18 protein-coding genes and 1 tRNA gene are annotated in these 22008 nt (G+C 71.3%); 17 read left to right on the top strand and 2 right to left on the bottom strand.

Annotation, left to right across the window (positions count from 1 at the left end):
• The first annotated feature begins 15 nt into the window (after window positions 1–15).
• The 9 genes from obgE (at window position 16) to Sri02f_RS02450 (ending at window position 13079) form a co-directional block, all read left to right on the top strand.
• Window positions 16–1452: a GTPase ObgE gene (obgE, locus tag Sri02f_RS02490; RefSeq protein ID WP_108999395.1), complete on the top strand. Its 1437-nt coding sequence runs from the start codon at window positions 16–18 to the stop codon at window positions 1450–1452.
• Window positions 1453–2246: 794 nt separating this feature from the next.
• Window positions 2247–3746, top strand: a complete 1500-nt coding sequence (locus Sri02f_RS02485; protein ID WP_108999394.1) for a bifunctional cytidylyltransferase/SDR family oxidoreductase — start codon at window positions 2247–2249, stop codon at window positions 3744–3746.
• 188 nt (window positions 3747–3934) lie between these two features.
• Window positions 3935–6007 carry a CDP-glycerol glycerophosphotransferase family protein gene (locus Sri02f_RS02480; protein WP_245970366.1) on the top strand — a complete coding sequence of 691 codons (2073 nt, stop codon included), beginning with the start codon at window positions 3935–3937 and terminating at the stop codon, window positions 6005–6007.
• Window positions 6008–6183: 176 nt separating this feature from the next.
• Entirely contained in the window at window positions 6184–7413 is a 1230-nt protein-coding gene (locus Sri02f_RS02475; RefSeq protein WP_108999392.1) for a glycosyltransferase family 2 protein, read from the top strand.
• A gap of 359 nt (window positions 7414–7772) precedes the next feature.
• Window positions 7773–8879 (top strand): glutamate 5-kinase, encoded by a 1107-nt coding sequence (gene proB, locus Sri02f_RS02470; RefSeq protein ID WP_108999391.1) that lies wholly within the window; start codon window positions 7773–7775, stop codon window positions 8877–8879.
• Window positions 8880–9035: 156 nt separating this feature from the next.
• Window positions 9036–9590, top strand: coding sequence for a DUF8830 family protein (locus tag Sri02f_RS02465; protein ID WP_108999390.1), 555 nt, complete (start codon window positions 9036–9038; stop codon window positions 9588–9590).
• 300 nt (window positions 9591–9890) lie between these two features.
• A complete protein-coding gene (locus Sri02f_RS02460) occupies window positions 9891–11177 on the top strand; it encodes a glutamate-5-semialdehyde dehydrogenase (RefSeq protein ID WP_108999389.1) in 1287 nt (428 codons plus the stop codon).
• Between the two features lie 131 nt (window positions 11178–11308).
• Window positions 11309–11884, top strand: coding sequence for an SCO2584 family spore wall biosynthesis protein (locus Sri02f_RS02455; protein WP_108999388.1), 576 nt, complete (start codon window positions 11309–11311; stop codon window positions 11882–11884).
• 124 nt (window positions 11885–12008) lie between these two features.
• Window positions 12009–13079: an SCO2583 family membrane protein gene (locus Sri02f_RS02450; RefSeq protein ID WP_108999387.1), complete on the top strand. Its 1071-nt coding sequence runs from the start codon at window positions 12009–12011 to the stop codon at window positions 13077–13079.
• A 302-nt stretch (window positions 13080–13381) separates the two neighbouring features.
• Here the strand turns inward: Sri02f_RS02450 and Sri02f_RS02445 are convergent, their stop codons facing one another.
• Entirely contained in the window at window positions 13382–14536 is a 1155-nt protein-coding gene (locus tag Sri02f_RS02445) for a M48 family metallopeptidase (protein WP_108999386.1), read from the bottom strand.
• Window positions 14537–14673: 137 nt separating this feature from the next.
• On the opposite strand from Sri02f_RS02445, the gene Sri02f_RS02440 reads away from it, so the two are divergent.
• The 7 genes from Sri02f_RS02440 (at window position 14674) to Sri02f_RS02415 (ending at window position 19268) form a co-directional block, all read left to right on the top strand.
• A complete protein-coding gene (locus tag Sri02f_RS02440; protein ID WP_108999385.1) occupies window positions 14674–14835 on the top strand; it encodes a hypothetical protein in 162 nt (53 codons plus the stop codon).
• Between the two features lie 143 nt (window positions 14836–14978).
• Complete coding sequence (locus Sri02f_RS41640) at window positions 14979–15143, top strand: hypothetical protein (protein WP_167467473.1); 165 nt, start codon at window positions 14979–14981, stop codon at window positions 15141–15143.
• Window positions 15144–15240: 97 nt separating this feature from the next.
• A complete protein-coding gene (gene nadD / locus Sri02f_RS02435) occupies window positions 15241–15867 on the top strand; it encodes a nicotinate-nucleotide adenylyltransferase (protein WP_108999384.1) in 627 nt (208 codons plus the stop codon).
• Window positions 15868–15883: 16 nt separating this feature from the next.
• Entirely contained in the window at window positions 15884–17773 is a 1890-nt protein-coding gene (locus tag Sri02f_RS02430) for an LCP family protein (protein ID WP_108999383.1), read from the top strand.
• 210 nt (window positions 17774–17983) lie between these two features.
• Complete coding sequence (rsfS, locus tag Sri02f_RS02425) at window positions 17984–18430, top strand: ribosome silencing factor (protein ID WP_108999382.1); 447 nt, start codon at window positions 17984–17986, stop codon at window positions 18428–18430.
• Complete coding sequence (locus Sri02f_RS02420; RefSeq protein WP_108999381.1) at window positions 18427–19101, top strand: histidine phosphatase family protein; 675 nt, start codon at window positions 18427–18429, stop codon at window positions 19099–19101. Before rsfS ends, Sri02f_RS02420 begins: the two co-directional genes overlap by 4 nt.
• A gap of 94 nt (window positions 19102–19195) precedes the next feature.
• Window positions 19196–19268 (top strand) — tRNA-Ala (locus tag Sri02f_RS02415).
• Window positions 19269–19370: 102 nt separating this feature from the next.
• Here Sri02f_RS02415 and Sri02f_RS02410 read toward each other — a convergent pair.
• Window positions 19371–20351 (bottom strand): helix-turn-helix transcriptional regulator, encoded by a 981-nt coding sequence (locus Sri02f_RS02410; protein ID WP_373865060.1) that lies wholly within the window; start codon window positions 20349–20351, stop codon window positions 19371–19373.
• A gap of 208 nt (window positions 20352–20559) precedes the next feature.
• Here Sri02f_RS02410 and Sri02f_RS02405 point away from each other — a divergent pair, with 208 nt between their 5' ends.
• Window positions 20560–21954, top strand: a complete 1395-nt coding sequence (locus Sri02f_RS02405) for an MFS transporter (RefSeq protein ID WP_245970362.1) — start codon at window positions 20560–20562, stop codon at window positions 21952–21954.
• The last annotated feature ends 54 nt before the right edge of the window (window positions 21955–22008 follow it).

Below are 22008 nucleotides of genomic sequence, written 5' to 3'. Positions count from 1 at the left end.
GCTGGAGGCACCCAGATGACCACCTTCGTGGACCGCGTCGAACTGCATGTCGCCGCGGGTAACGGGGGTCACGGCTGTGCCTCCGTCCACCGTGAGAAGTTCAAGCCGCTCGGCGGCCCCGACGGGGGCAACGGCGGCCGCGGCGGCGATGTGATCCTGGTCGTCGACCAGTCGGTCACCACGCTCCTCGACTATCACCACAAGCCCCACCGCAGCGCCACCAACGGCAAGCCCGGCGAGGGCGGCAACCGCTCCGGCAAGGACGGCCAGGACCTGATCCTGCCGGTGCCGGACGGCACGGTGATCCAGGACAAGGCCGGCAACGTGCTGGCGGACCTGGTCGGCCACGGCACCTCGTACGTCGCCGCCCAGGGCGGCCGCGGCGGCCTCGGCAACGCGGCGCTGGCCTCGGCCCGCCGCAAGGCGCCCGGCTTCGCGCTGCTCGGCGAGCCCGGCGACCTCCAGGAGATCGTCCTGGAGCTGAAGACGGTCGCGGACGTGGCCCTCGTCGGCTACCCGAGCGCCGGCAAGTCCTCGCTGATCTCCGTCCTGTCCGCCGCCAAGCCGAAGATCGCGGACTACCCGTTCACGACCCTCGTCCCGAACCTGGGCGTGGTGACGGCCGGCTCCACGGTCTACACCATCGCCGACGTGCCGGGCCTGATCCCGGGCGCCAGCCAGGGCAAGGGGCTGGGTCTGGAGTTCCTGCGCCACGTCGAGCGCTGCAGCGTCCTCGTGCATGTGCTGGACACCGCGACCCTGGAGTCCGAGCGCGATCCGCTCTCCGACCTCGACATCATCGAGGAGGAGCTCAAGCAGTACGGCGGTCTCGGCAACCGGCCGCGGCTCGTGGTGCTCAACAAGATCGACGTGCCGGACGGCAAGGACCTCGCCGAGATGGTCCGCCCGGACCTGGAGGCGCGCGGCTACCGCGTCTTCGAGGTGTCGGCGGTCGCCCACATGGGGCTGAAGGAGCTGTCCTTCGCCATCGCCGAGATGGTGGGCGCGGCGCGTGCGGCCAAGCCGAAGGAGGAGGCGACCCGGGTCGTCATCCGTCCGAAGGCGGTCGACGACACCGGCTTCACCGTCTCGCTGGAGGAGGACGGCCTCTTCCGCGTCCGGGGCGAGAAGCCCGAACGCTGGGTGCGGCAGACCGACTTCAACAACGACGAGGCCGTCGGCTACCTCGCCGACCGGCTCAACCGCCTCGGTGTGGAGGACGCGTTGATGAAGGCGGGCGCCCGCGGCGGCGACGGCGTCGCCATCGGCCCCGAGGACAACGCGGTCGTCTTCGACTGGGAGCCGTCGGTCACGGCCGGCGCCGAGATGCTCGGCCGCCGCGGCGAGGACCACCGCTTCGAGGCCCCGCGCCCCGCGACCCAGCGCCGCCGGGACAAGCAGGCCGAACGCGACGAGGCGACCCAGGAGTTCGAGGGCTTCGAGCCCTTCTGATCCCCGCTCCGCCCGCGCACCGTCGAGGCAGGTTCCCGTTCCCGGGGGCCTGCCTCGACCGGCTTCTCCCGTGCCCGCACCCGCACTCGCCTATGCCCGCACCCGCCCGTGCCCCGCTCGCCCGTGCCCCACTCGTCCGGGCCGGCACCCGCCCCGGCCCGGTCTCAGCGCCGTCCCCCGTTCCTCTCGGCCGTTCCTCTCGGCGTCGTCTCAGGAACCTCTCCTGCCGTTCCTTGCGGGACGCCGTCTTACGGCGGCGCTTTCTCGGCCGCCCGTGCCCCGCACGGCGAACCGTTCTCTCGAGGCCGACGGGACGGAAATGCCGAGAAATGCGGGCAGTGAATTCCTTCCTATCGGTCCCCGCCGACCCGCTCAATTCCAGGCCGGTCCACGGTGGGGCGTCCTGCATATGAAGGACAGGTGCAGCCCCGTCGGCCAGGACGTGAAGATCGGCAAGGTCCCCGGGCGTCTCGCTGCGCCAGGACCGGGCGAAGAGGCGGGTGCGGGCCCGGTGAGCGCCGCCCCGGACGTCCGCGGCGGCGATGACGCTCCTCAAGGACCGTTAGAGTCACACCCGTCACCCCGGCCCGGGCAATGCGTTACTTCCTGTGGAGCAACTCACAGGATTTACACAGGCGTCAGCGGGAAGCTGCGCCGACGTCTCGGCAATCGCCAGCGCCGCCAGATGAATGCCAGGTTGCGTGCACATTTGCAGCGAACGGCGCTCACCTTGCATCGCGGTAACCGCAAGTGGGACCATTTCCTCGTCCCTGTCGCCCCAAGGTAGGTCCCCTGTGTCCCAGCACATAGCCAAGCCCCGTACCACCGCAGTGATCCTGGCCGGTGGCACCGGCCAGCGCGTGGGTCTGTCGATCCCCAAGCAGTTGCTGAAGATCGCCGGCAAGGCAGTCATCGAGCACACGCTGACCACCTTCGAGAAGGCGGACTCGGTCGACGACATCATCGTGCTGATGGCGCCCGGCTATGTGCCCGACGTCGAGAAGATCGTGTCCAAGGCCGGGTTCCAGAAGGTCCGGGCGATCATCGAGGGCGGCTCCACGCGGAACGAGACCACCGAGCGCGCCATCGCCGCCCTGGGCGAGGGGCTGGCCGACGGCGAGGACCTCAACGTCCTCTTCCACGACGCCGTGCGCCCGCTGCTCTCGCAGCGCGTCATCGACGACTGCGTCACCGCCCTGGAGCGCTACCAGGCCGTCGACGTGGCCATCCCGTCCGCGGACACCATCATCGTCACGCGCACGCACGGCGAGGACGGCGAGTTCATCACCGAGATCCCGGACCGCTCCCGGCTGCGCCGCGGCCAGACCCCGCAGGCGTTCAAGCTGTCCACCATCCGGCGGGCCTACGAGGTGGCGGCGGGCGACCCCAACTTCCAGGCCACCGACGACTGCACGGTCGTCCTGCGCTATCTGCCGGACGTGCCGATCCACGTCGTGGCGGGCGACGAGTACAACATGAAGGTGACTCAGCCCGTCGACGTCTTCATCGCCGACAAGCTCTTCCAGCTGGCCTCCTCCGCCACCCCCGAGCAGAAGGGCGAGGAGGTCTACCGCGAGCTGCTCACCGGCAGGACCGTGGTCGTCTTCGGCGGTTCGTACGGCATCGGCAAGGACATCGCCGAGCTCGCCGAGTCCTACGGGGCCCGGGTCTACGCCCTGGGCCGCTCCACCACCGGCACGCACGTGGAGAACCCGGAGGAGGTCGACGACGCCCTGTCCAAGGCCTACAGCGAGACCGGGCGCATCGACTTCGTCGTCAACACCGCCGGAGTGCTGCGCATCGGCAAACTGGCCGAGACCGACAACGCGACCATCGAGGAAGCGCTGAAGGTCAACTACCTGGCGCCGGTGCAGATAGCACGTTCGGCTTACAAGTACCTGGCGGAGACCAAGGGCCAGCTGCTGCTGTACACCTCCAGCAGCTACACCCGCGGCCGCGCCGAGTACAGCCTGTACTCCTCGACCAAGGCCGCCATGGTGAATCTCACCCAGGCCCTGTCCGACGAGTGGGCGGGCGACGGCATCCGGGTGAACTGCGTCAACCCCGAGCGCACCGCGACTCCCATGCGGACCAAGGCCTTCGGGCAGGAGCCCGCGGAGAGCCTGCTGTCCTCCGAGGCCGTCGCCCGCACCTCCCTCGACGTGCTGCTTTCCGAGCTCACCGGCCATGTCGTCGACGTCCGTCAGCAGGACCCGACGGCCGCTGCCGGCAAGGCCTCGGACTTCGAGCAGGCCCTGGCCGGGGTGCTGGATCGGCAGAACGGCGTGGCATAATCGACGCCAAATAGCCATCGAATTTTCAGGCCTCTGTGGCTCCCGGTTTACGGAGAATTCACAGAGGCCTGAATCCGTAAAACTCCCGAAACCTTCAAAAAGGATTTTCCGGACTTTCAGGTACCTATGACCGGCCCCCTCCCAGAGCAGGTTTCTCCGTGATATCCACCGCTATTCGCGTAGCCCGGGTGGGCAGCGCGGCCGAACTGGCCGCAGCGGTCCTCATGATGCTGGGCTACCCCGGCCTCATGGCGGCCGCGCTCGTCCCGAGCGCTCCCGCCTTCGCCGTCGCGGCCGCCGTGACCTACCTGGCGGACCTCTATCTCCACCGCAAGCGCAGTCGCCTCATCGGCCTGCTGTCCAAGGTGCGAGCCGGTGTGTCCACCCGGTTCCTGGTCCGCGAGCTGCTGCTGATCCTGCTGCTGGCGAGACTCGGCCTCTCGCAGGAGTCGGTCTTCTACGCGGCGATCGCGTGCTTCACGGTGTTCTTCGGCCTGCAGGCGCCGCACGGCGCGCTGGTCACCCTGATCGCCAAGCGCCGCCAGATGCCGGTCGCGACCAGGAACGTCGACCTGGCCTCCCGGCTGCGCATCCCGGACGCCCCGCCGCGCCTGCTGCTGAACCGCGCCACGGTCAAGATGCTCCACCTCGACCTCGCGGCCGTCGTGGGCCTGCTCGTCTACGCGATGAGCGACTCGGTGCGTCCGGGCTTCGTCGGCATCGCCGTCACCCTGGGCCTCGGCGCGCTGTACGTCCTCGCGCTGGTGCCGCATCTGCGGGCCAGGCGGCTCCCGCCGAAGGCTCCCAAGGTGCTGGCCACCGTCAGCTCCTGGCTGCGCGAGTACCGGCCCGAGGCGGTCCTGTACTTCTCCGGCTCCGACGACTCCGCCTACCAGGTCAACATGTGGCTGGAGATCATGGAGCAGATGGAGGCCCGGCCGCTGGTGATCCTGCGTGAGCGCGCCGTCCTGGAGAAGATGGCGCCCACGTCGGTCCCGGTCATCTGCGTGCCCGGGGGGGTGCACCTGATGAACCTGGACCTGTCCATGGTGCGGGTCGCGTTGTACTGCGCGAACGTCGGCAAGAACATCCACCTGCTGCGCGTGCCGACCATGAAGCACGTCTTCATCGGCCACGGCGACAGCGACAAGGTCGCCAGCGTCAACCCGTTCAGCAAGGTCTACGACGAGGTGTGGGTCGCCGGCCGGGCGGGCCGCGACCGCTACGCCATCGCCGACGTCGGCATCCGCGACGAGGACATCGTCGAGGTCGGCCGCCCGCAGCTGGCGTCCATCAGGCCGGGCGACGGCGTGCCCGCGGACCGCGTCCCGACGGTGCTGTACGCGCCCACCTGGGAGGGCTGGGACGACAGCCCGGGCAACACCTCGCTGCTGCTGGCCGGCGAGAACATCGTGAAGAAGCTGGTCACCGCCGAGCCCCCGGTCCGCGTCCTGTACAAGCCGCACCCGTTCACCGGCACCCGCAGCGCCAAGGCCGGCGCCGCGCACCGTCGGATCACCGCTCTGATCAAGAAGGCCGCCGCCCAGCGCGCGAGCGACTCCCGCTTCACCGCGGACCCGGCCGCCCAGGCCAGGGCCAAGGCCGAGCTGACCCGGCTCAAGACCCGCCTGGACGGCCTCTCGCTCGGCTTCGACGAGCGGGCCGACGAGGCGGTGACCAGCCGCGACGGCATCGTCGACGTCCGCAAGCACCAGGAGGCCGCCCGGCTGCGCGCCGAGTGGAACGAGACCTACTGGCGCTCGTTCCCCTCGTACGAGCACCGGGTGATCACCGGCGCCTCACCGCATCTGTACGACTGCTTCAACGCCTCCGAGGCGATGGTCTCCGACATCTCCAGCGTGGTCTCCGACTACATCGCGAGCGGCAAGCCCTACGCGGTCACGGACTCCGCCGAACTGGGCGCGGAGGAGTTCAGGCGGCAGAACACCGCGGTGCGCGCCGCGGTGATCCTCGGCAACGACGCCGTCGAGCTGGACCGGCTCCTGGACGCCGTGCGCGACCCGGCCGGCGACCCGCTGGCGAAGGACCGCAGGGAACTCAAGGAGTACCTGCTCGGACCGGACGAGCCCACCTCCCGCGAACGGTTCGACACGGCCGTCACCGACCTCACGGTGAAGGCCGAGGCGCGCAACGTGGGCCAGGCCTCCCTCGTGGTCGCGCCGGACGACATGCCGGACGGCGAGACGGACGCCGAGGCGGACGGCGAAGCCGCACGGACCAGGGACGTCACCACCGCCTGAGGCACGCGTCGCCGCGGGCCGGGTCCCCGGGGGGAATGCTCCGGAGGCCCGGCCTCTGGTGCATCCTGTGAGGTGGAACACGCGTTGCCACAGGCAACCCATCCTGTTCACCCATCGTCTATCGGGTGTCCAAAGCATGTTTGTGTCAGGAGACCGTTGCGTGGTGAGAGGGAACAGTGACCGTTGTGCAGCCTGACGTCACGGTGGTCATCGGGGCGTACGAAGCGATGCCGTATCTGGTCGAGTGCCTGGCATCGGTCGAGGCGCAGACCCTGGACCCGGCCCGCATCGAGGTCATAGCCGTCGACGACGGGTCCCAGGACGGCACCGGGGACTTCCTGGAGGAGTTCGCCGCCCGCGCCCCCATGGACGTCACGGTGATCCGCCAGGACAATTCGGGCGGCCCCAGCGGCCCGCGCAACGTCGGCCTGTCCAAGGCCACCGGGCGCTACGTCTTCTTCCTGGACGCCGACGACCGGCTCGGCGCCGAGGCTCTGGAGCGCATGGTCGCCATGGCCGATCGCAACGGCACGGACGTGGTCCTCGGCCGGGTCGAGGGCGTGAACCGCAAGCCGCCCAGGTCGATGTGGGGCGAGACGCTCGACCGGACGGACGTGTACTCGTCCAACATCAAGTTCACGCTCAGCGCGCAGAAGCTGTTCCGCCGGGAGTTCCTGGAGCGGCACGGCATGCGCTTCGACGAGTCGCTGTGGACCGGCGAGGACGCGCTGTTCACGATGGAGGCGTATCTAAGGGCCGACGGGGTCTCCGTGGTCGCCGACTACACCTGCTACTACCTGGTGGGCCGCGACGACGGCAAGCACGTGACGAAGAGCGGGAGCTACACCCTGCGCTTCGACTCCGCGCGCGCCCTGATGGGTCTGCTGGAACGACTGGTCCCGCCCGGCCCCAAGCGTGACGTGCTCATGGTCCGCCCGTTCCTCGTCACCGTGCTGCCGCAGTTCGGGCCCGTCTTCCTCAGGAACGACGAGGAGACGCGGCGCACCAAGCTGGAGCTGGCCAAGCCGCTGATGGACGCCTACTGGAACGAAGGGGTCGCCCAGCGCCTCCTGGTCCACGAGAGGCTGCGCCTGGAGCTGGTGGCCCGCGGGCGCGCCGACCTCCTCGTGGACGTCCTGGAGTTCATCCAGGCCAAGAGCAAGCCGGCCCCCGTCCTGAAGAAGCGCGGCACCCAGCTCTACCTGGCCTACCCGCACTACGGCTCCCCCGAGGCCGGCGTCCCCGACCGGACCTACCTGGCCGAGCCCCGCGAGGCCAAGGCGTACCCCGGGTGGCGCAAGAACCCCACCGAGACCTTCCTGCGCGGCTTCGTCCGCAAGGTCCGCCGCAAGGTGCGCCGCATGCGCAATCGCACGGCGCGTCCGGGCGGCACGGCGGCGGCCTGAGGAGCCTGGCGGCCGCCTGGGGAGCCTGGCGGTGTCCGGCGCGACGGTGGATCGAGGGCGGGAACGCCCCCGACGACCTTCGCGGTGTTCTGCCGTCCGGCGCGCGAGCCTGGTCTGGCCTCGGCGCGCGAGCCGGACGAGCAGTCGGACTTCCGTATCCGGCCGGGCTGGCAGTCGGACTTCCGTATCCGGCCGGGCTGTGAGCCGTCGCGGCAACGGCTGACCCGGCGTATCCGTCCGCGCAGTGAAACCCCCGCGCGACCCGCGCCTCCGTTCGCGTAGATTGCCGGAAAAGCAGCCGTGGACAGCGTGGACCTATGCGAGGAGCGCAGATCAACGTGGCAGGGGCAAGGCAGGCCGTGGGCGAAGCCCGCAGGATCGTCGTCAAGGTCGGCTCCTCGTCGCTGACCACGGCCTCCGGCGGGCTGGACGCCGACCGGGTCGACGCGCTCGTCGACGTCCTCGCCAAGAGCCGCAGCGGAGGGGAGAAGGAGGTCGTCCTCGTCTCGTCCGGTGCGATCGCGGCCGGACTCGCCCCGCTGGGCCTGCGCCGCCGGCCCAAGGACCTGGCCCGCCAGCAGGCCGCCGCCAGCGTCGGCCAGGGACTGCTGGTGGCGCGCTACACCGCCTCCTTCGCCCGGTACGGCGTCCGCGTCGGTCAGGTGCTGCTGACCAGCGACGACATGAGCCGGCGCGCCCACCACCGCAATGCCTCCCGCACCCTCGACAAGCTGCTCGCGATGGGCGCGTTCCCGATCGTCAACGAGAACGACACCGTCGCCACCGACGAGATCCGCTTCGGCGACAACGACCGGCTCGCCGCCCTCGTCGCCCACCTCGTCCACGCCGACCTGCTCGTCCTGCTGTCCGACGTCGACGGCGTCTACGACGGCGACCCCAGCAGGCCGGACACCTCACGGATCGCCGAGGTGCGGGCCCCCGAGGACCTCGCGCACGTCGAGATCGGCAGCGCCGGCAAGGCGGGCGTCGGAACCGGCGGCATGGTCACCAAGGTCGAGGCCGCCCGGATCGCGGCGGCCGCCGGCATCCCCGTCGTCCTCACCAGCGCCGTCCACGCGGCCGACGCCTTCGCCGGCGGGGACACCGGCACCTTCTTCCACGCCACCGGCAAGCGCTCGGCCGACCGGCTGCTGTGGCTGCAGCACGCGTCCACCCCGCAGGGGTCGCTGACGCTGGACGACGGCGCGGTGCGCGCGGTCGTCGAACGGCGTACCTCGCTGCTGCCGGCCGGGATCGCCTCCGTCGAGGGCGAGTTCAGCGCGGGCGACCCCGTGGAACTGCGCGACGCCCGGGGGCGCGCGGTGGCCCGCGGCCTCGTCAACTTCGACGCCAAGGAGATCCCTCAGTTGCTCGGGCGGTCGACCCGCGAGCTGGCACGGGAGCTCGGCGCGGAGTACGAGCGCGAGGTCGTCCACCGGGACGACCTGGTGATTCTGCACCCGTAAACGCGCTCGAACGGACCGTACCGGTGGGGGACGTTCCGTGAAACCGCCCCACAGAGCCGTGCGGCCTGCTCAACTTTGTCTCAGTGACAGACCGCGGGAGTCCGGTGGGCGAGCGCGGCACACGATCCGCACGAGCGCTGCGTAAAGGAGGCCGTCGTGAGACGAGTGCGCCCTGGGGTGGCAGCGGCCCGTGGGAGTACCGGCGTGGCCGGCGGGGCGGCACCGCGCACGGCCGGGCCGGCGTCGTCGCGTACGGCGGGTGCGCCGGCGCGTGCGCCCGGCGAGGAGCGCGCCCTGACCAGCGTGGCGGCCGGGGAGACGTACCGGGCCCAGGAGGTCGCCGAGTCGAAGGACGGGCAGCCCGTGGACGTCCCCCGGCTGTGGCACGTGACCCTCAGCGTCTCCGGTGAACAGGCCCCGCTGAAGGAGGTCCGGCGCGCTCTCGAACAGCTCGCGCACGACCATCCCTTCCTCCTGACCAGCAGATACGCGGGCGACCACGCCGAGATCCGGTACTGGGAGGAGGCCCGCGACCTGCACGACGCGGCCGCCGTCGCCCTGCGCCTGTGGGGCGAGCACCGCCAGACCGCCGGGCTCCCGCCCTGGGAGATCGTCGGCCTGGAGGTCATCGACCGCCAGACCTACCACCAGCGCATCGCCGAGGGCTACGGTCCGGCCCCGGCGACCCCCGTCGGCGTCCACCCCTACTGATGCCCGTCGCCGTCGCCGTCGCCGTCGCCGGTTGGGCCTGGCCGGGGGCCCGTAGCGCGGGCAGCCGCGGGACGTGCCTGACGTAGGGGATGCGCCGGGGCGCAACCGGGGGCCGTCGTGCCGGGGCCGGGGGCCGGGCCGTCAGGCGCGCCCGGCGAACCTGAGGGCAGGGGCGCCCTGGATCTCTCAGGTCGCCTCAGGTTGCCTCGGGGCGTCTCGGGTCGCCTCGGGGCGTCTCGGGGTGTCTCGGGGTGTGGAACGAGCGGAGAACCGGTCGGTGCGGCGCACTACCCTTCCCTTATGACCACGCTCTCGCCGTACGACTCCATGTCCCCGGTCACCCGCGCCGCCTACCGCGCCAAGGCGGCCGCCGCCGACCTCGCGCCGCTGCCGCGTGCCGTGAAGGACGACGCGCTGCTCGCCATCGCGGACGCGCTGGAGGTCCGCACGAGCGAAATCGTGGAGGCCAACGCCAGGGACATCGCCAAGGCGCGGGAGGCGGGCACCAGCGAGGCCATCGTCGACCGGCTGACCCTGACCCCGGAGCGGGTGCGGGCCATCGCCTCGGACGTGCGGGACGTCGTCGCGCTGCCCGACCCCGTCGGCGAGGTCGTCCGGGGCTCCACCCTTCCCAACGGCATCGACCTGCGCCAGGTCCGGGTCCCGCTCGGCGTCGTCGGCATCATCTACGAGGCCCGGCCGAACGTCACCGTGGACGCCGCCGCCCTCTGCCTGAAGTCGGGCAACGCGGTGCTGCTGCGCGGCTCGTCCTCCGCCTACGAGTCGAACACCGCCCTCGTCAGGGTGCTCCGCGACGCCGTCGGCGGCGCCGGGCTGCCCGCCGACGCCGTGCAGCTGGTGCCCGGTGAGGGCCGCGAGAGCGTCGGCGAGCTGATGCGGGCCCGCGGACTGGTCGACGTCCTCATCCCGCGCGGCGGCGCGTCGCTCATCCGGACCGTGGTCACGGAGTCCACCGTCCCGGTCATCGAGACCGGCACCGGCAACTGCCACGTCTACGTCGACGCCCACGCCGACCTCGACATGGCGATCGACATCCTGATCAACTCCAAGGCGCACCGGGTCAGCGTCTGCAACGCCGCCGAGACCCTCCTCGTCCACCAGGACATCGCCCCGGCGTTCCTGCCGCGCGCCCTCGACGCCCTCGCCGAGGCGGGCGTGACGGTCCACGCCGACGAGCGCGTGCTGGCGTGCGCCGAGGGCTCCAAGGCGACCGTCGTGGAGGCCACGCCGGAGGACTGGGAGACCGAGTACCTCTCCTACGACATCGCCGCCGCCGTCGTCGACTCGCTGGACAAGGCCGTCGAGCACATCAGGCTCTGGACCTCCGGTCACACCGAGGCGATCGTCACCACCTCGCAGCAGGCGGCCCGCCGGTTCACCCAATTGGTGGATTCCACCACCGTGGCCGTGAACGCCTCCACCCGCTTCACCGACGGCGGCCAGTTCGGCTTCGGCGCGGAGATCGGCATCTCCACCCAGAAGCTGCACGCCCGGGGCCCGATGGGCCTGCCGGAACTGACCAGCACCAAGTACATCGTCACCGGCGACGGGCACGTACGGCGCTGACGGGGGCCGTCGCTCCCGCTGCACGGGGCCGGGTCGGGCCCGCTCGCGGGCGGCCGTGACAGGCGTCTCATCCGGTGGACGACTTTCCCTACCGCCTGCCCAAATTGACCCTCCAGGTCTACTCTGGAACCGTGCCGGAGGACGTGGGGGGTATGCCGTTCCCTGACGGCTGGGAGCCCGACGACGATCACGACCGCGGGGTGTCGGACGAAGAGTTCGCCTCCGTGGTCTTCGACGAGGCCTTCGTGCAGGCGGCCGTGGTGCACGAGCCGACCGCCGTCGAACGCCTCCTGGCCGCCGCGGAGGCGAGAGCCAAGGCCTCCGAGGCCGAGGCCCGCCGAGCCCGCGCCAGAGGCGACCGCTACGACGACCCCTACGGGACCGGTGGTTTCGGCCATGATCCCGACCTCGACGACCCGGACGACGCCGACCTTCCCGAAGCCTGGGAACGCCGCTACGGCGCTCCCGGCGCGTACGGCAAGCAGATCCGGTGGCACCGAGCGGTGGCCTGGATGCTCGCCCTCGTGATGGGCATCGGGATGGTCGCGCTGGCCTTCGCCGCGGTCTACCGGGGCGGGTCCTCGGACAGCCGGGACCAGGTGCCGCCGCCCGCCACGACCGGCCTCGAACAGGGGAGCGTGCCGCCCCCCACCGCATCCGCCGACTCTTTCCGGCCACCCGTCTCCGCGGCTCCTCACACACCCTGAAGGCATGTGCGACGCAGCGCCGTGCGATGGCGTTGCGAGCCCTGGGTGAAGCTGGTGAGTACCTGTCAGAAGTTGCGGTACGGCGGGGCGTTTACCCGAGCTCCGCGAGACCTACTCTGAAAGTATGGCCGGGCCTGGAGACCCACCGGAGGGGACCCCCGAAGGCACTTCCGGAGGTGGCGAGGACGAGTACCGATCCGTCGTCTTCGACGAATCGTTCGTCCGCGCTGCCCGTATCCAGGAGTACTCCGCCCAGGAGCGCCTGACCGACCACGCCCCCGCCGTCCGCCGTCGTCCGCCCCTGCGCCGGGGGCTGTCCCGGCAGGCGCTGATCCTGGTCCTGCTGGTCGCCGTCGCCTTCGGCACGGCCGTCTACATGGGCCTGCGCAGCCCCTACCAGAACCAGGCGGCGCGCCGGTCCGTCGAGCCCCTGCGGATGACCGTCATCCCGCTCTCCCCGCAGGGCGTCGTGCCCGGAGCGGCCGCCCCCGAGACCCTGTTCGCGCACAGCCCCGCCGCGCAGTTCCGGGTCGGCGCCGAGGGCATCCCGCTGCCGGCCTCCCGGCGGACCGCGCACTTCTCCGACAGTCAGGTGGTCACCGCCCTGACCACGGCCAAGGACTACATCGTGCACTCCTCCCTCTACCCGGAGGTGCTCACCGGGCAGCAGGTGCGGCCCGTGCGCGCCCTGGTCGACTCCGACCAGCTCGACCAGTTCGACGAGAGCTTCAGCCGCCCGACCGCCGACGGCCGGCACGCCCCGACCGGCTGGCTGATCCGCTTTGACCCGGCCCGGGTGGAGCTGGCCGACAGCAAAATCCGCGTCCAGGGCACCCTGCAGGCCGTCGAGACCGACTCCTCGACCCTTGAGGTGACCGCCGACCACACCTTCGTGTACGCCCTGCGCCCCACCGGCGCGGAGACGGGCGCCGCGGCCTCCCTCTTCACGGTCCGACGCGAGCTGCACTTCCGCTTCGACCGCGTCGACCTGCGCACCCACCAGGTCCAGCTGAGCGTGTCCTACGTCCAGGCGGGCCCGCTGTCCTGCGCCGAGGACTCCACGAACCATCTGCGTCCCCTGCTCGCCGGCCAGACCGCGAAGGCGGGCGGCCCGGCCGGCACGGACCCCTACGCGACCGACGACGCGACGGCCCTGTGCGGAGCCCTGGCGACGAGCGCCCAACCGAAGATCTGAGCCCCGGACGCCAGGCTCCCCGAGGGCTCCTCGATGGTCGGGACACCGATATCGGTAGGGGGCGCCGACCGTCGGCCTTCGACCGTCGGCAGGGAGCCGCTCCCGACGCAAGGCCCGGGGCCGCCGCCGTCGGGTCGCATCGGGCCGAGGTCCCCGCCGTCCGGCCGCACCGGGCGAGGCCCCGCCGTCCGGTCGCAGCTGGCCGAGGCCGCCGCTGTCCGGCGGCACCGGGCCGGCGCTCCCGCCTTCCGGCCGGGCCAGGCAGAGGCCGCCGCCGTCGGGGCCCGTCGCGGAGGGGGCCGTCAGGTCGCGTCGCGCGGAGGCGTCTCCGTCGGTCCGCCCGTACCGTCCGTGCCGCCGTCGGTGCCGGTCGAGCCGTTGCGCGGCGACGAGTCGTCCGACGGAGCCGGGCCGGTGAACCCGCCGAAACCGCGACGCACCCTGCCGCCCAGATCGCCCGCGCCGCCGGCTATGTCGCTGACCAGCTTCATCAGCGGATCCTTGGAGCTCTTGACGCTGGTGGCGTAGTGGGCGGCCGACTCGCGGAAGGAGTCCGTGACCGAGGTGTCCTTGTCCTCGCCGCGCCGCGGGTAGTGCCCGTCCATGATCCGCTGGTGGTCGCGGGACTCCGCCCACTTCTTCAGCTCGGCCGCGCGCACGGTGGAGAAGGGGTGGGTGCGGGGCAGCACGTTGAGGATCTTCAGCACCGAGTCGCGCAGGTCCCCGGACGCCTCGTACTCCTCCGCCTGCTGCAGGAACGCGTCCACGTTCATCTCGTGCAGGTGGTTGCCGCCGGCGATCTTCATGAGGCCGCGCATCGACGCCTTCAGGTCCTGGCCGACGAGAAGACCCGCGCGGTCGGCTGACAGCTCCGACTTGCGGAACCATTCGCGCAGCGCCGTCACGATCGCCATGATCGCGAGGTTGCCCAGCGGGATCCAGGCGACCCGGATGGCCAGGTTGGTCAGGAACAGCAGGATCGTGCGGTACACGGCGTGCCCGGACAGGGCGTGGCCCACCTCGTGTCCGACGACCGCGCGCATCTCCTCCTCGTCCAGCAGCTCGACGAGACCGGTGGTGACGACGATGATCGGCTCGTCCAGGCCGATGCACATCGCGTTGGGCTGCGGATCCTGGGCGACGTACATGGGCGGGACCTTCTCCAGGTCCAGGATGTGGCAGGCGTCCCGCAGCATGTCGTTGAGGTGCGCGAACTGCTGGTCGGAGACCCGCACCGAGTCGGACAGGAACAGCAGTCTCAGACTCCGCTCGGGCAGCAGCCCGCTGAGCGCCTTGAACACCGTGTCGAAGCCGCTCAGCTTGCGCAGCGCCACCAGCGCGGAACGGTCCGCCGGGTGCTCGTACGCACGCGAGGAGATTCCCGGGAAGCGCCTGCGCTGCCTGCTCGGCGCCTTCTCGTGACCGGCGCCGTGGTGCTCGTGGCCTTCGTCCGACATGTCTTCCCCCATGTGCGTCTGTGTGGCCTTTACCTGACCCTTTACGGACCCTTGTGCGGCCCTTTGCGCCCCCGAAGCGGAGCCCACCCTGGGCGGAGTTACCGTGGACGGGCACTACACCTAAGGAGTCCCACGCCATGGAGCACCACCCCGCAGCCGCCTGGCTCACCGAAGCCGCCGGCGCCGCCCATCAGCAGGGGGCGGGGAATCTGCTCCGCGTCGTACTGATCGTGATGATCCTTGGCTGTGTGCTCACCGCGTGGTTTCTGCTGCGGGGCTACAAGCGGAAGGACGACTGAGCCGTCGCGAAGGTTCCCAATGGCGGAGTCGGCGTGATCGCCGCCGACCCTCACGCTTACCATGGGCCGACGTCTTTCCCGCCCTCCCCCACTCTCGGCTCCGGTCGAGCGGGGGGACCTCCATCGGATAGGTCCTGCCGAAGATGAGCCTTCACAGCGCCGCTGCCCAGTTGGTCACCCTCGCCGCCGAGGGCGGGGAGCACGGTGGCAACCACGAGAGCCTGAGCCCCCTGGTCACCGGTGGCAGCGCGTTCCTCATCCTGCTGCTCCTGCTGTGGATCACCACCCGCTTCAACCGCGACCGCTGAGCCGGCACATGATCACCGACGGGCAGTCCGGCATAGCGGGACGCTCCGGGCGTCCGACGGCCGGGGCCCCCGGACCGGGCCGGTAGGGTCTGCACGCATGGGAGAGCAGGACATGCCTACCGGCCCGCGGAACCCGGGCAAGCGCCGCCTCGGCGTCATGGGCGGAACGTTCGATCCGATCCACCACGGACACCTCGTGGCGGCCAGTGAGGTCGCCGCGCAGTTCCACCTGGACGAGGTCGTGTTCGTCCCGACCGGGCAGCCGTGGCAGAAGACCCACCGCAGTGTCTCCCCGGCCGAGGACCGCTACCTGATGACGGTCATCGCGACCGCCGAGAACCCGCAGTTCTCGGTCAGCCGCATCGACATCGACCGCGGCGGCCCCACGTACACCGTGGACACCCTCCGCGACCTGCGGGCCCTCAACCCCGACACGGACCTCTTCTTCATCACCGGCGCCGACGCCCTGGGACAGATCCTGACCTGGCGGGACAGCGAGGAACTGTTCGCCCTCGCGCACTTCGTCGGCGTCACCCGGCCCGGGCACAACCTCATGGACCCCGGCCTGCCGGAGGGGGGCGTCTCGCTCGTCGAGGTCCCCGCCCTCGCCATCTCCTCGACGGACTGCCGTGCGAGAGTCGCCAAGGGCGACCCCGTCTGGTATCTGGTGCCCGACGGAGTCGTGCGCTACATCGACAAGCGCGAGCTGTACCGCGGCCAGTGAGCCGAGAGGGGTACCGGTGAACGACCGATACGACGCGGGGTACGGGGACGGCCAGTACGAACTCGTCGGCTACGACGAGTACGGGCAGCCCGTCTACCGGCAGGTCCCGCAGGTCCCGCCCCGGCAGATGCCGCAGCAGCCCTACGACTACGGGCAACAGGGGCAACAAGGACAGCAAGGACCTCAGGGGCAGCAAGGGCCTCAGGGACAGCAGGGGTACGGCTACGACCCGTACGCCATGGGCGGGCAGCAGCAGGCGCCCGCATACGACCCGTACGACACCGGCCGTCCGGCCGAGCCCCGTTACGACACCGGCCGTCAGTCGGCCCCCTCCGGCTACGACACGGGCCGTCAGCCGTCCGCCTCCGGCTACGACACGGGTCGGCAGGCCCCCGTCGGCCACGACCCCTACGGCGCCGCCACCGAGGTCCCGTACGACCCCTTCGGCCAGACCGCCGCCGGCGGACAGCAGCCCCGGGTCGGGCAGCCGCGTGCCGCCGAGCAGACCGCGTACATCCCCCAGCAGGCCGGTCCCGTGGAGACCGGGGTCTCCGAGGCGGAGCGCGAAACCGATGACCCGGCGTCCCCCGCGCGCGGCACGTCCGACGCCGCCTCAGGGGAGCAACGGGATTACCACACCGAGCAGTTCGCCTTCGTCGAGGAGCAGGGCGGTGACTCCGAGGACGTCATCGACTGGCTGAACTTCACCGAGAACCGCACCGAGCGCCGCGAGGAGGCCAAACGTCGCGCCCGCAGCCGCGTCGTCGCCCTCGCCGTGGTGCTGGCGCTGGTGGCGGTCGGCGGAGTGGGCTACCTCTGGTTCGCCGGCAAGCTGCCCGGACTGTCGTCGTCCTCGGACCCGGACGCCAAGACCACGACCGCCGGGGCCCAGAAGCGCGACGTGGTCGTCGTCCACCTGCACAACACAGCGGGGGGCGGCACTTCCACGGTGCTGCTCGTCGACAACACCACGGCCAAGCAGGCCACCACGGTCCTGCTGCCCAACTCCCTCGTCCTCACGGACGACGACGGCGCCACGACGACGCTCGCCAAGTCCGTCGACGACGACGGCTCCGCCGGGACGCGCGACGCACTGGCCACGGTTCTCGGCACCAGCATCGAGGGCACCTGGCGGCTCGACACCCCCTATCTGCAGAACCTCGTCGACCTCGTCGGCAACATCGAGGTCGACACCGACGCGGCCGTGCCCGACCCGGCCGCCAAGAAGGGCCAGGCCCCGCTCGTCGCCAAGGGCGAGAACCAGACCCTCAGCGGCAAGGCGGCCGTCGCCTACGCCACCTACCGCGCCCCCGGGGAGCCGCAGAACGCCCAGCTGCAGCGGTTCGGCCAGGTCATGCAAGGCGTGTTGCGCAAGGTGTCCTCCGACGCCCAGGGCGCGACCGTCACCGTCCAGACGCTGGCGCAGATCCTCGATCCCTCCCTGACGGACAAGGACCTCGGCGCCTTCCTCGCCAAACTCGCCGACCTCGCCAAGGGCGGGGACTACAAGACCGCCCTGCTCCCGGTCCAGAACGACGGCACGCTCAGCGCAGCGGCCAGCGCGAGCGTCGTCAAGGACGTCCTCGGAGGCACCGCGAAGAGCCCCGACAAGGGCGCAGCCGTCAGCGTGTCCGTGCAGAACGCCAGCGGCGACAAGGCCAACACCGAGGACGCGCGTGTGGTCATCCTCAACGGCGGCTTCACCTTCCTGGAGGCCGGCAGCCCGTCGAGCACGAAGGCCGCCTCCCAGGTGCTCTACGCCGACCCCGCCGAGAAGGAGAACGCCTCCGAGGTCGCCAAGACCCTGGGTCTCGACGCCGGCGCCGTGAAGAAGGGCTCCGTCTCCGGGAACGCCGACGTGGCGGTCGTCCTGGGCGAGGACTACAAGCCCTCCGCGACCGGGTGAGCGGTCCGGTCGCCCGAGCGGTTCCCGTCGCGCGGGTGGTTCCCGCAGTGCGGATGGTGTGCGCAGTGCGGGTGGTCCGCGTCGTGCGGGCGAGGGGAGCGGCGGGGACCGTACGGAGGCGTTCCCCGCGTGATCCGCTGAGCACGTGGGGTGGCGTCGGCGGTCCGTGAGACCCTTGGGGACAAGTGTCCGCCGACGGAAAGCCACGTAGTGACCGCCACCGACCGCTCCATCGAGCTCATCCAGACCGCCGCCCAGGCGGCTGCCGACAAGCTCGCGCACGACATCATCGCCTACGACGTCAGCGACGTGCTGTCGATCACGGACGCCTTCCTGCTGGCCTCCGCCCCCAACGACCGCCAGGTCAAGTCGATCGTCGACGAGATCGAGGAGCGCCTCCAGAAGGAGCTCGGCGCCAAGCCGGTACGCCGTGAGGGCGACCGCGACGCCCGCTGGATCCTGCTCGACTACGTCGACATCGTGGTCCACGTCCAGCACAGCGAGGAGCGCGTCTTCTACGCCCTCGAGCGGCTGTGGAAGGACTGCCCCGAGCTGGAGCTGCCCGCAGACGCCCTGGCGACCCGCGGCAAGGCCCAGGAACACGCCAAGCTGCAGGCCGAGGAGGACGCCGACGCCGGATTCGGGGAGCTGCGGTGACTGCCGGGGCGCAGACCGCCGCGTCCCGTGAGCCGGGGCGCGGCCGCCGCGTCATCCTCTGGCGGCACGGCCAGACCGCCTGGAACGTGGAGCGCCGCTTCCAGGGCACGACGGACGTCGAGCTGACCGAGACCGGCGTGGCCCAGGCCCGCCGCTCCGCCCGGCTGCTGGCCTCCCTCCAGCCCGACGCGATCGTCGCCTCGGACCTGTCCCGGGCCGCGAACACGGCCGCCGAGCTGGCCGCGCTCACCGGCCTGGCCGTCACCCACGACGAGGCCCTGCGCGAGACGTACGCGGGCTCCTGGCAGGGGCTGACGCACGAAGAGATCATCGCCCGCCACGGTGCGGAGTACACCGCGTGGAAGCGCGGTGAGCCGGTCCGCCGCGGCGGCGGCGAACTGGAGACCGAGGTGGCCGACCGGGCCGCTCCGGTCGTGCTGCGGCATGCCGAGAAACTGCCCGAGGACGGCACGCTCGTCGTGGTCAGCCACGGCGGCACCATCCGCACCACCATCGGCCGTCTTCTCGGCCTGGATGCGCACAGCTGGGAGAGCCTCGGCGGTCTCTCGAACTGCTGCTGGTCGGTCCTCGGCGTGGGCGCGCGCGGCTGGCGACTGCTGGAGCACAACGCCGGCACGCTGCCCGAGCCGGTGCTCGGCGACGACGACTGAGCGGCCGCTCGGCCCGCGGGGGCCGGATTTCACTTTCCGGCAGGTCGCAGGCTAAAGTTCTTCTTGTTCGCACCGCCGAGCGGGAAGAACGCAAGGGGCTATAGCTCAGTTGGTAGAGCGCCTGCATGGCATGCAGGAGGTCAGGAGTTCAATTCTCCTTAGCTCCACAGATGGATCGGTTCGATCAGTCGGTCGACACTCTGTTGAGTTGTCAAAGATCGATGGAAGCGGCGAAACCGGTCGACATCGGCTCACGAAGATCCCGTCCCTCAGGGGGCGGGATTTTTTGTCGTCTCCTTCCGCAGCAGGGCCGTGCGCCGCGCCGTCTCCTCGTCGTCCGGCGTGTAGACGACGATCCGGCACTCCGGCATCCCGTTGATCGACAGGGACGTGGACGTCATCCGCAGTTCGCCCACCGCCTTGTGCCGGAAGGCCTTCACGCGGGGGCCCGGCTCCGCCACGTCACCGGACGCCCAGAGCCGCGCGAACAGAGGACTGGCCTGGGACAGCCCGCATATGAAGTCCTCCCAGACGGGCTCACCCGCATGCAGTCCGTACGACGCCCGCAGGGTCGCCACCATCACCTGCAGCAGCTCCTTGTCCTGGACGAGCAACGGGGATTCCTCCTCCCGCAGGGCGAACAGCCCCCGCAGGGCGTTCGCCGGCACCCGCGCGGCCGGCTCGGCGGCCGGAGCGATGAACAGGTCTCGGTAGACGCCGTTGGCGGCCAGGATGTCGTAACGCGAGTTGTAGACCACCGCCGGGCGGGGCGACAGGGCGTCGATGATGCCCTGGATCTCCGGACCCACGCTCTGCACCAGCGCCTCGGGCGCGGCCGCGAAGGGCACCTCCGCCAGGTGGTACAGATGCTCCCGCTCCGGCGGGTCGAGCCGCAGGGTGCGCGCCACCGCGTCCAGGACCTGCGCGGAGGCGTTGATCGGCCGCCCCTGCTCCAGCCACGTGTACCAGGTGACGCCCACCCCCGACAGCTGGGCGACCTCCTCGCGCCGCAGGCCCGGTGTGCGCCGCCGCAGCCCGGGAGGCATCCCGACGTCTCCCGGTGTCACCCGGGCGCGCCTGCCGCGCAGGAACGCGGCCAGCTCGGGCCGGCGTCGATGTGCCCGGCCCGGGGCGTGCGCGCTCCGCGTCTCACCGTCGGCGTCGGCCGTCGCCCTTGCCCCCGAGCCTGCCCGCGTCCCCGAGCCTGCCCGTGTCCCCGTCGTCACGTTCCCCATCGTCACGTCCCCCATGGTCGATCCCCCGTCCGGCCTCTGCCAGGTGCTGTCAGTACCAGCATCGGCGGGCTCTCGGCACCCGTACCGGGTCCTCGTCACGCTCGACGGCATGACGACGACATCCGGGACGGGCCCGGTCCCCGCGCCCTTTCCACCCGTTTCAAGTCCTTCCGTCAGTAAAGCCCCTGGCACTGACAATCGGCCTCGGCGGCTGCTGGCGGTCGTGCTGGCAGCCCAGTTCATGGCACTGCTCGACGTCTTCATCGTGAACGTCGCGGCCCCCACGATCGGTTCCGACCTGAACGCCTCCGGCGCGGACCTGCAACTGGTCGTCGCCGGCTACGCCATCACCTACTCCGTGCTGCTGATCACCGGCGCGCGCCTCGGCGACCGGTTCGGGCACGGCCGGGTCCACCTCGTCGGGCTCGCTGTGTTCACGGTGGCGTCGCTGGCCTGCGGACTGGCCCGGGGGAGTACCGAGCTGATCGCGTTCCGGCTGGTGCAGGGCGTCGGATCGGCGGTGATGATCCCGCAGGTGCTCACTCTGATCCAGCGCACGTTCACCGGCGAGGCCCGGGCACGGGCGCTGGGCGTCTACGCGGCGGTGATCGCCGTCGGCGCGGCCGCCGGTCAGGTGGCGGGCGGCGTTCTGGTCGGCGCCGACCTGCTGGGCGCGGGCTGGCGTCCGGTGTTCCTCGTGAATGTGCCGGTGGGGCTCGTCCTGCTGGCCGTCGGCAGGCGCGTCCTGCCGCGGGGCGGGGGCGGGGGCGTGGGTCGGGACACGGCGAGGCCGGCGGCGCGCGAAGGGGCGCGCGCGTCGGACTGGCCCGGCCTCGTGCTCCTGGGCGCGGCCGTCTCGCTCGTCACGGTGCCGTTGGTGATCGGGCAGGACCAGGGCTGGCCCTGGTGGTCCGGGCTGTCGCTGGCCGTCGGCGCGCTCGTGTTCGTCGCGTTCTGCGGTTACGAGGCGCGGCTGGCCCGGCGCGGCGGAGCCCCGTTGATCGCGCCCCGTGTCCTGCGGCACCCCGGCATGGGTCTGGCCGTCCTGCGGGTCACGGCCGTGATGGCGGTCAACGGCGGCTTCCTGTTCGTGCTGACCCTGCACGTCCAGGGCGGCCTCGGCTACAGCGCGCTGCGCGCGGGTCTCACCTTCGCGCCGACCGCGTTCGTCTTCGGGGTGGTCGGGCTCACCTGGCGCAGGTGGCCCGCGCCCTGGCGACGGTCGCCGGCCGCGGCGGGGTTCGTGCTCCTCGCGCTGTCGGTGACCGGCGTGGGTCTGGCCTTCAAGGGCGGCGGCCACGGGGGCGCGTGGCTGTTCGTCGCGTACGCCGGCGTGGGCGCCGGACTCGCGCTCGCCTTCGGCCCGACGCTGACCGGCGCGCTGGCGACGGTGCGGCCCGAGGACGCGGCGGACGCCGCCGGACTGCTCGCCACGGTCGCCCAGCTCGGGCAGCTGATCGGCGTCGCGGTCTTCGGCACACTGTTCTTCAACCGACTTGAGTCAGTTGGGGTCCCGGCGGCGTATACCTCTGCGGAAGCGCTTCTCACATGCATGTTCGCGCTCGCTACGACAGCCGCCCTCGGTGCTGTGTCCGGACTGGTACTGAGGCGTCGCTGACCGTATTGGTCTGGCCGTGGCAGAATCAAACGGCCGGAAGGGGGCGCGGCCCGA

The sequence above is a fragment of the Streptomyces rishiriensis genome (genome assembly GCF_003112535.1).
Classification (GTDB): domain Bacteria; phylum Actinomycetota; class Actinomycetes; order Streptomycetales; family Streptomycetaceae; genus Streptomyces; species Streptomyces rishiriensis.
This window is presented reverse-complemented; position numbering and strand designations above follow the sequence as displayed.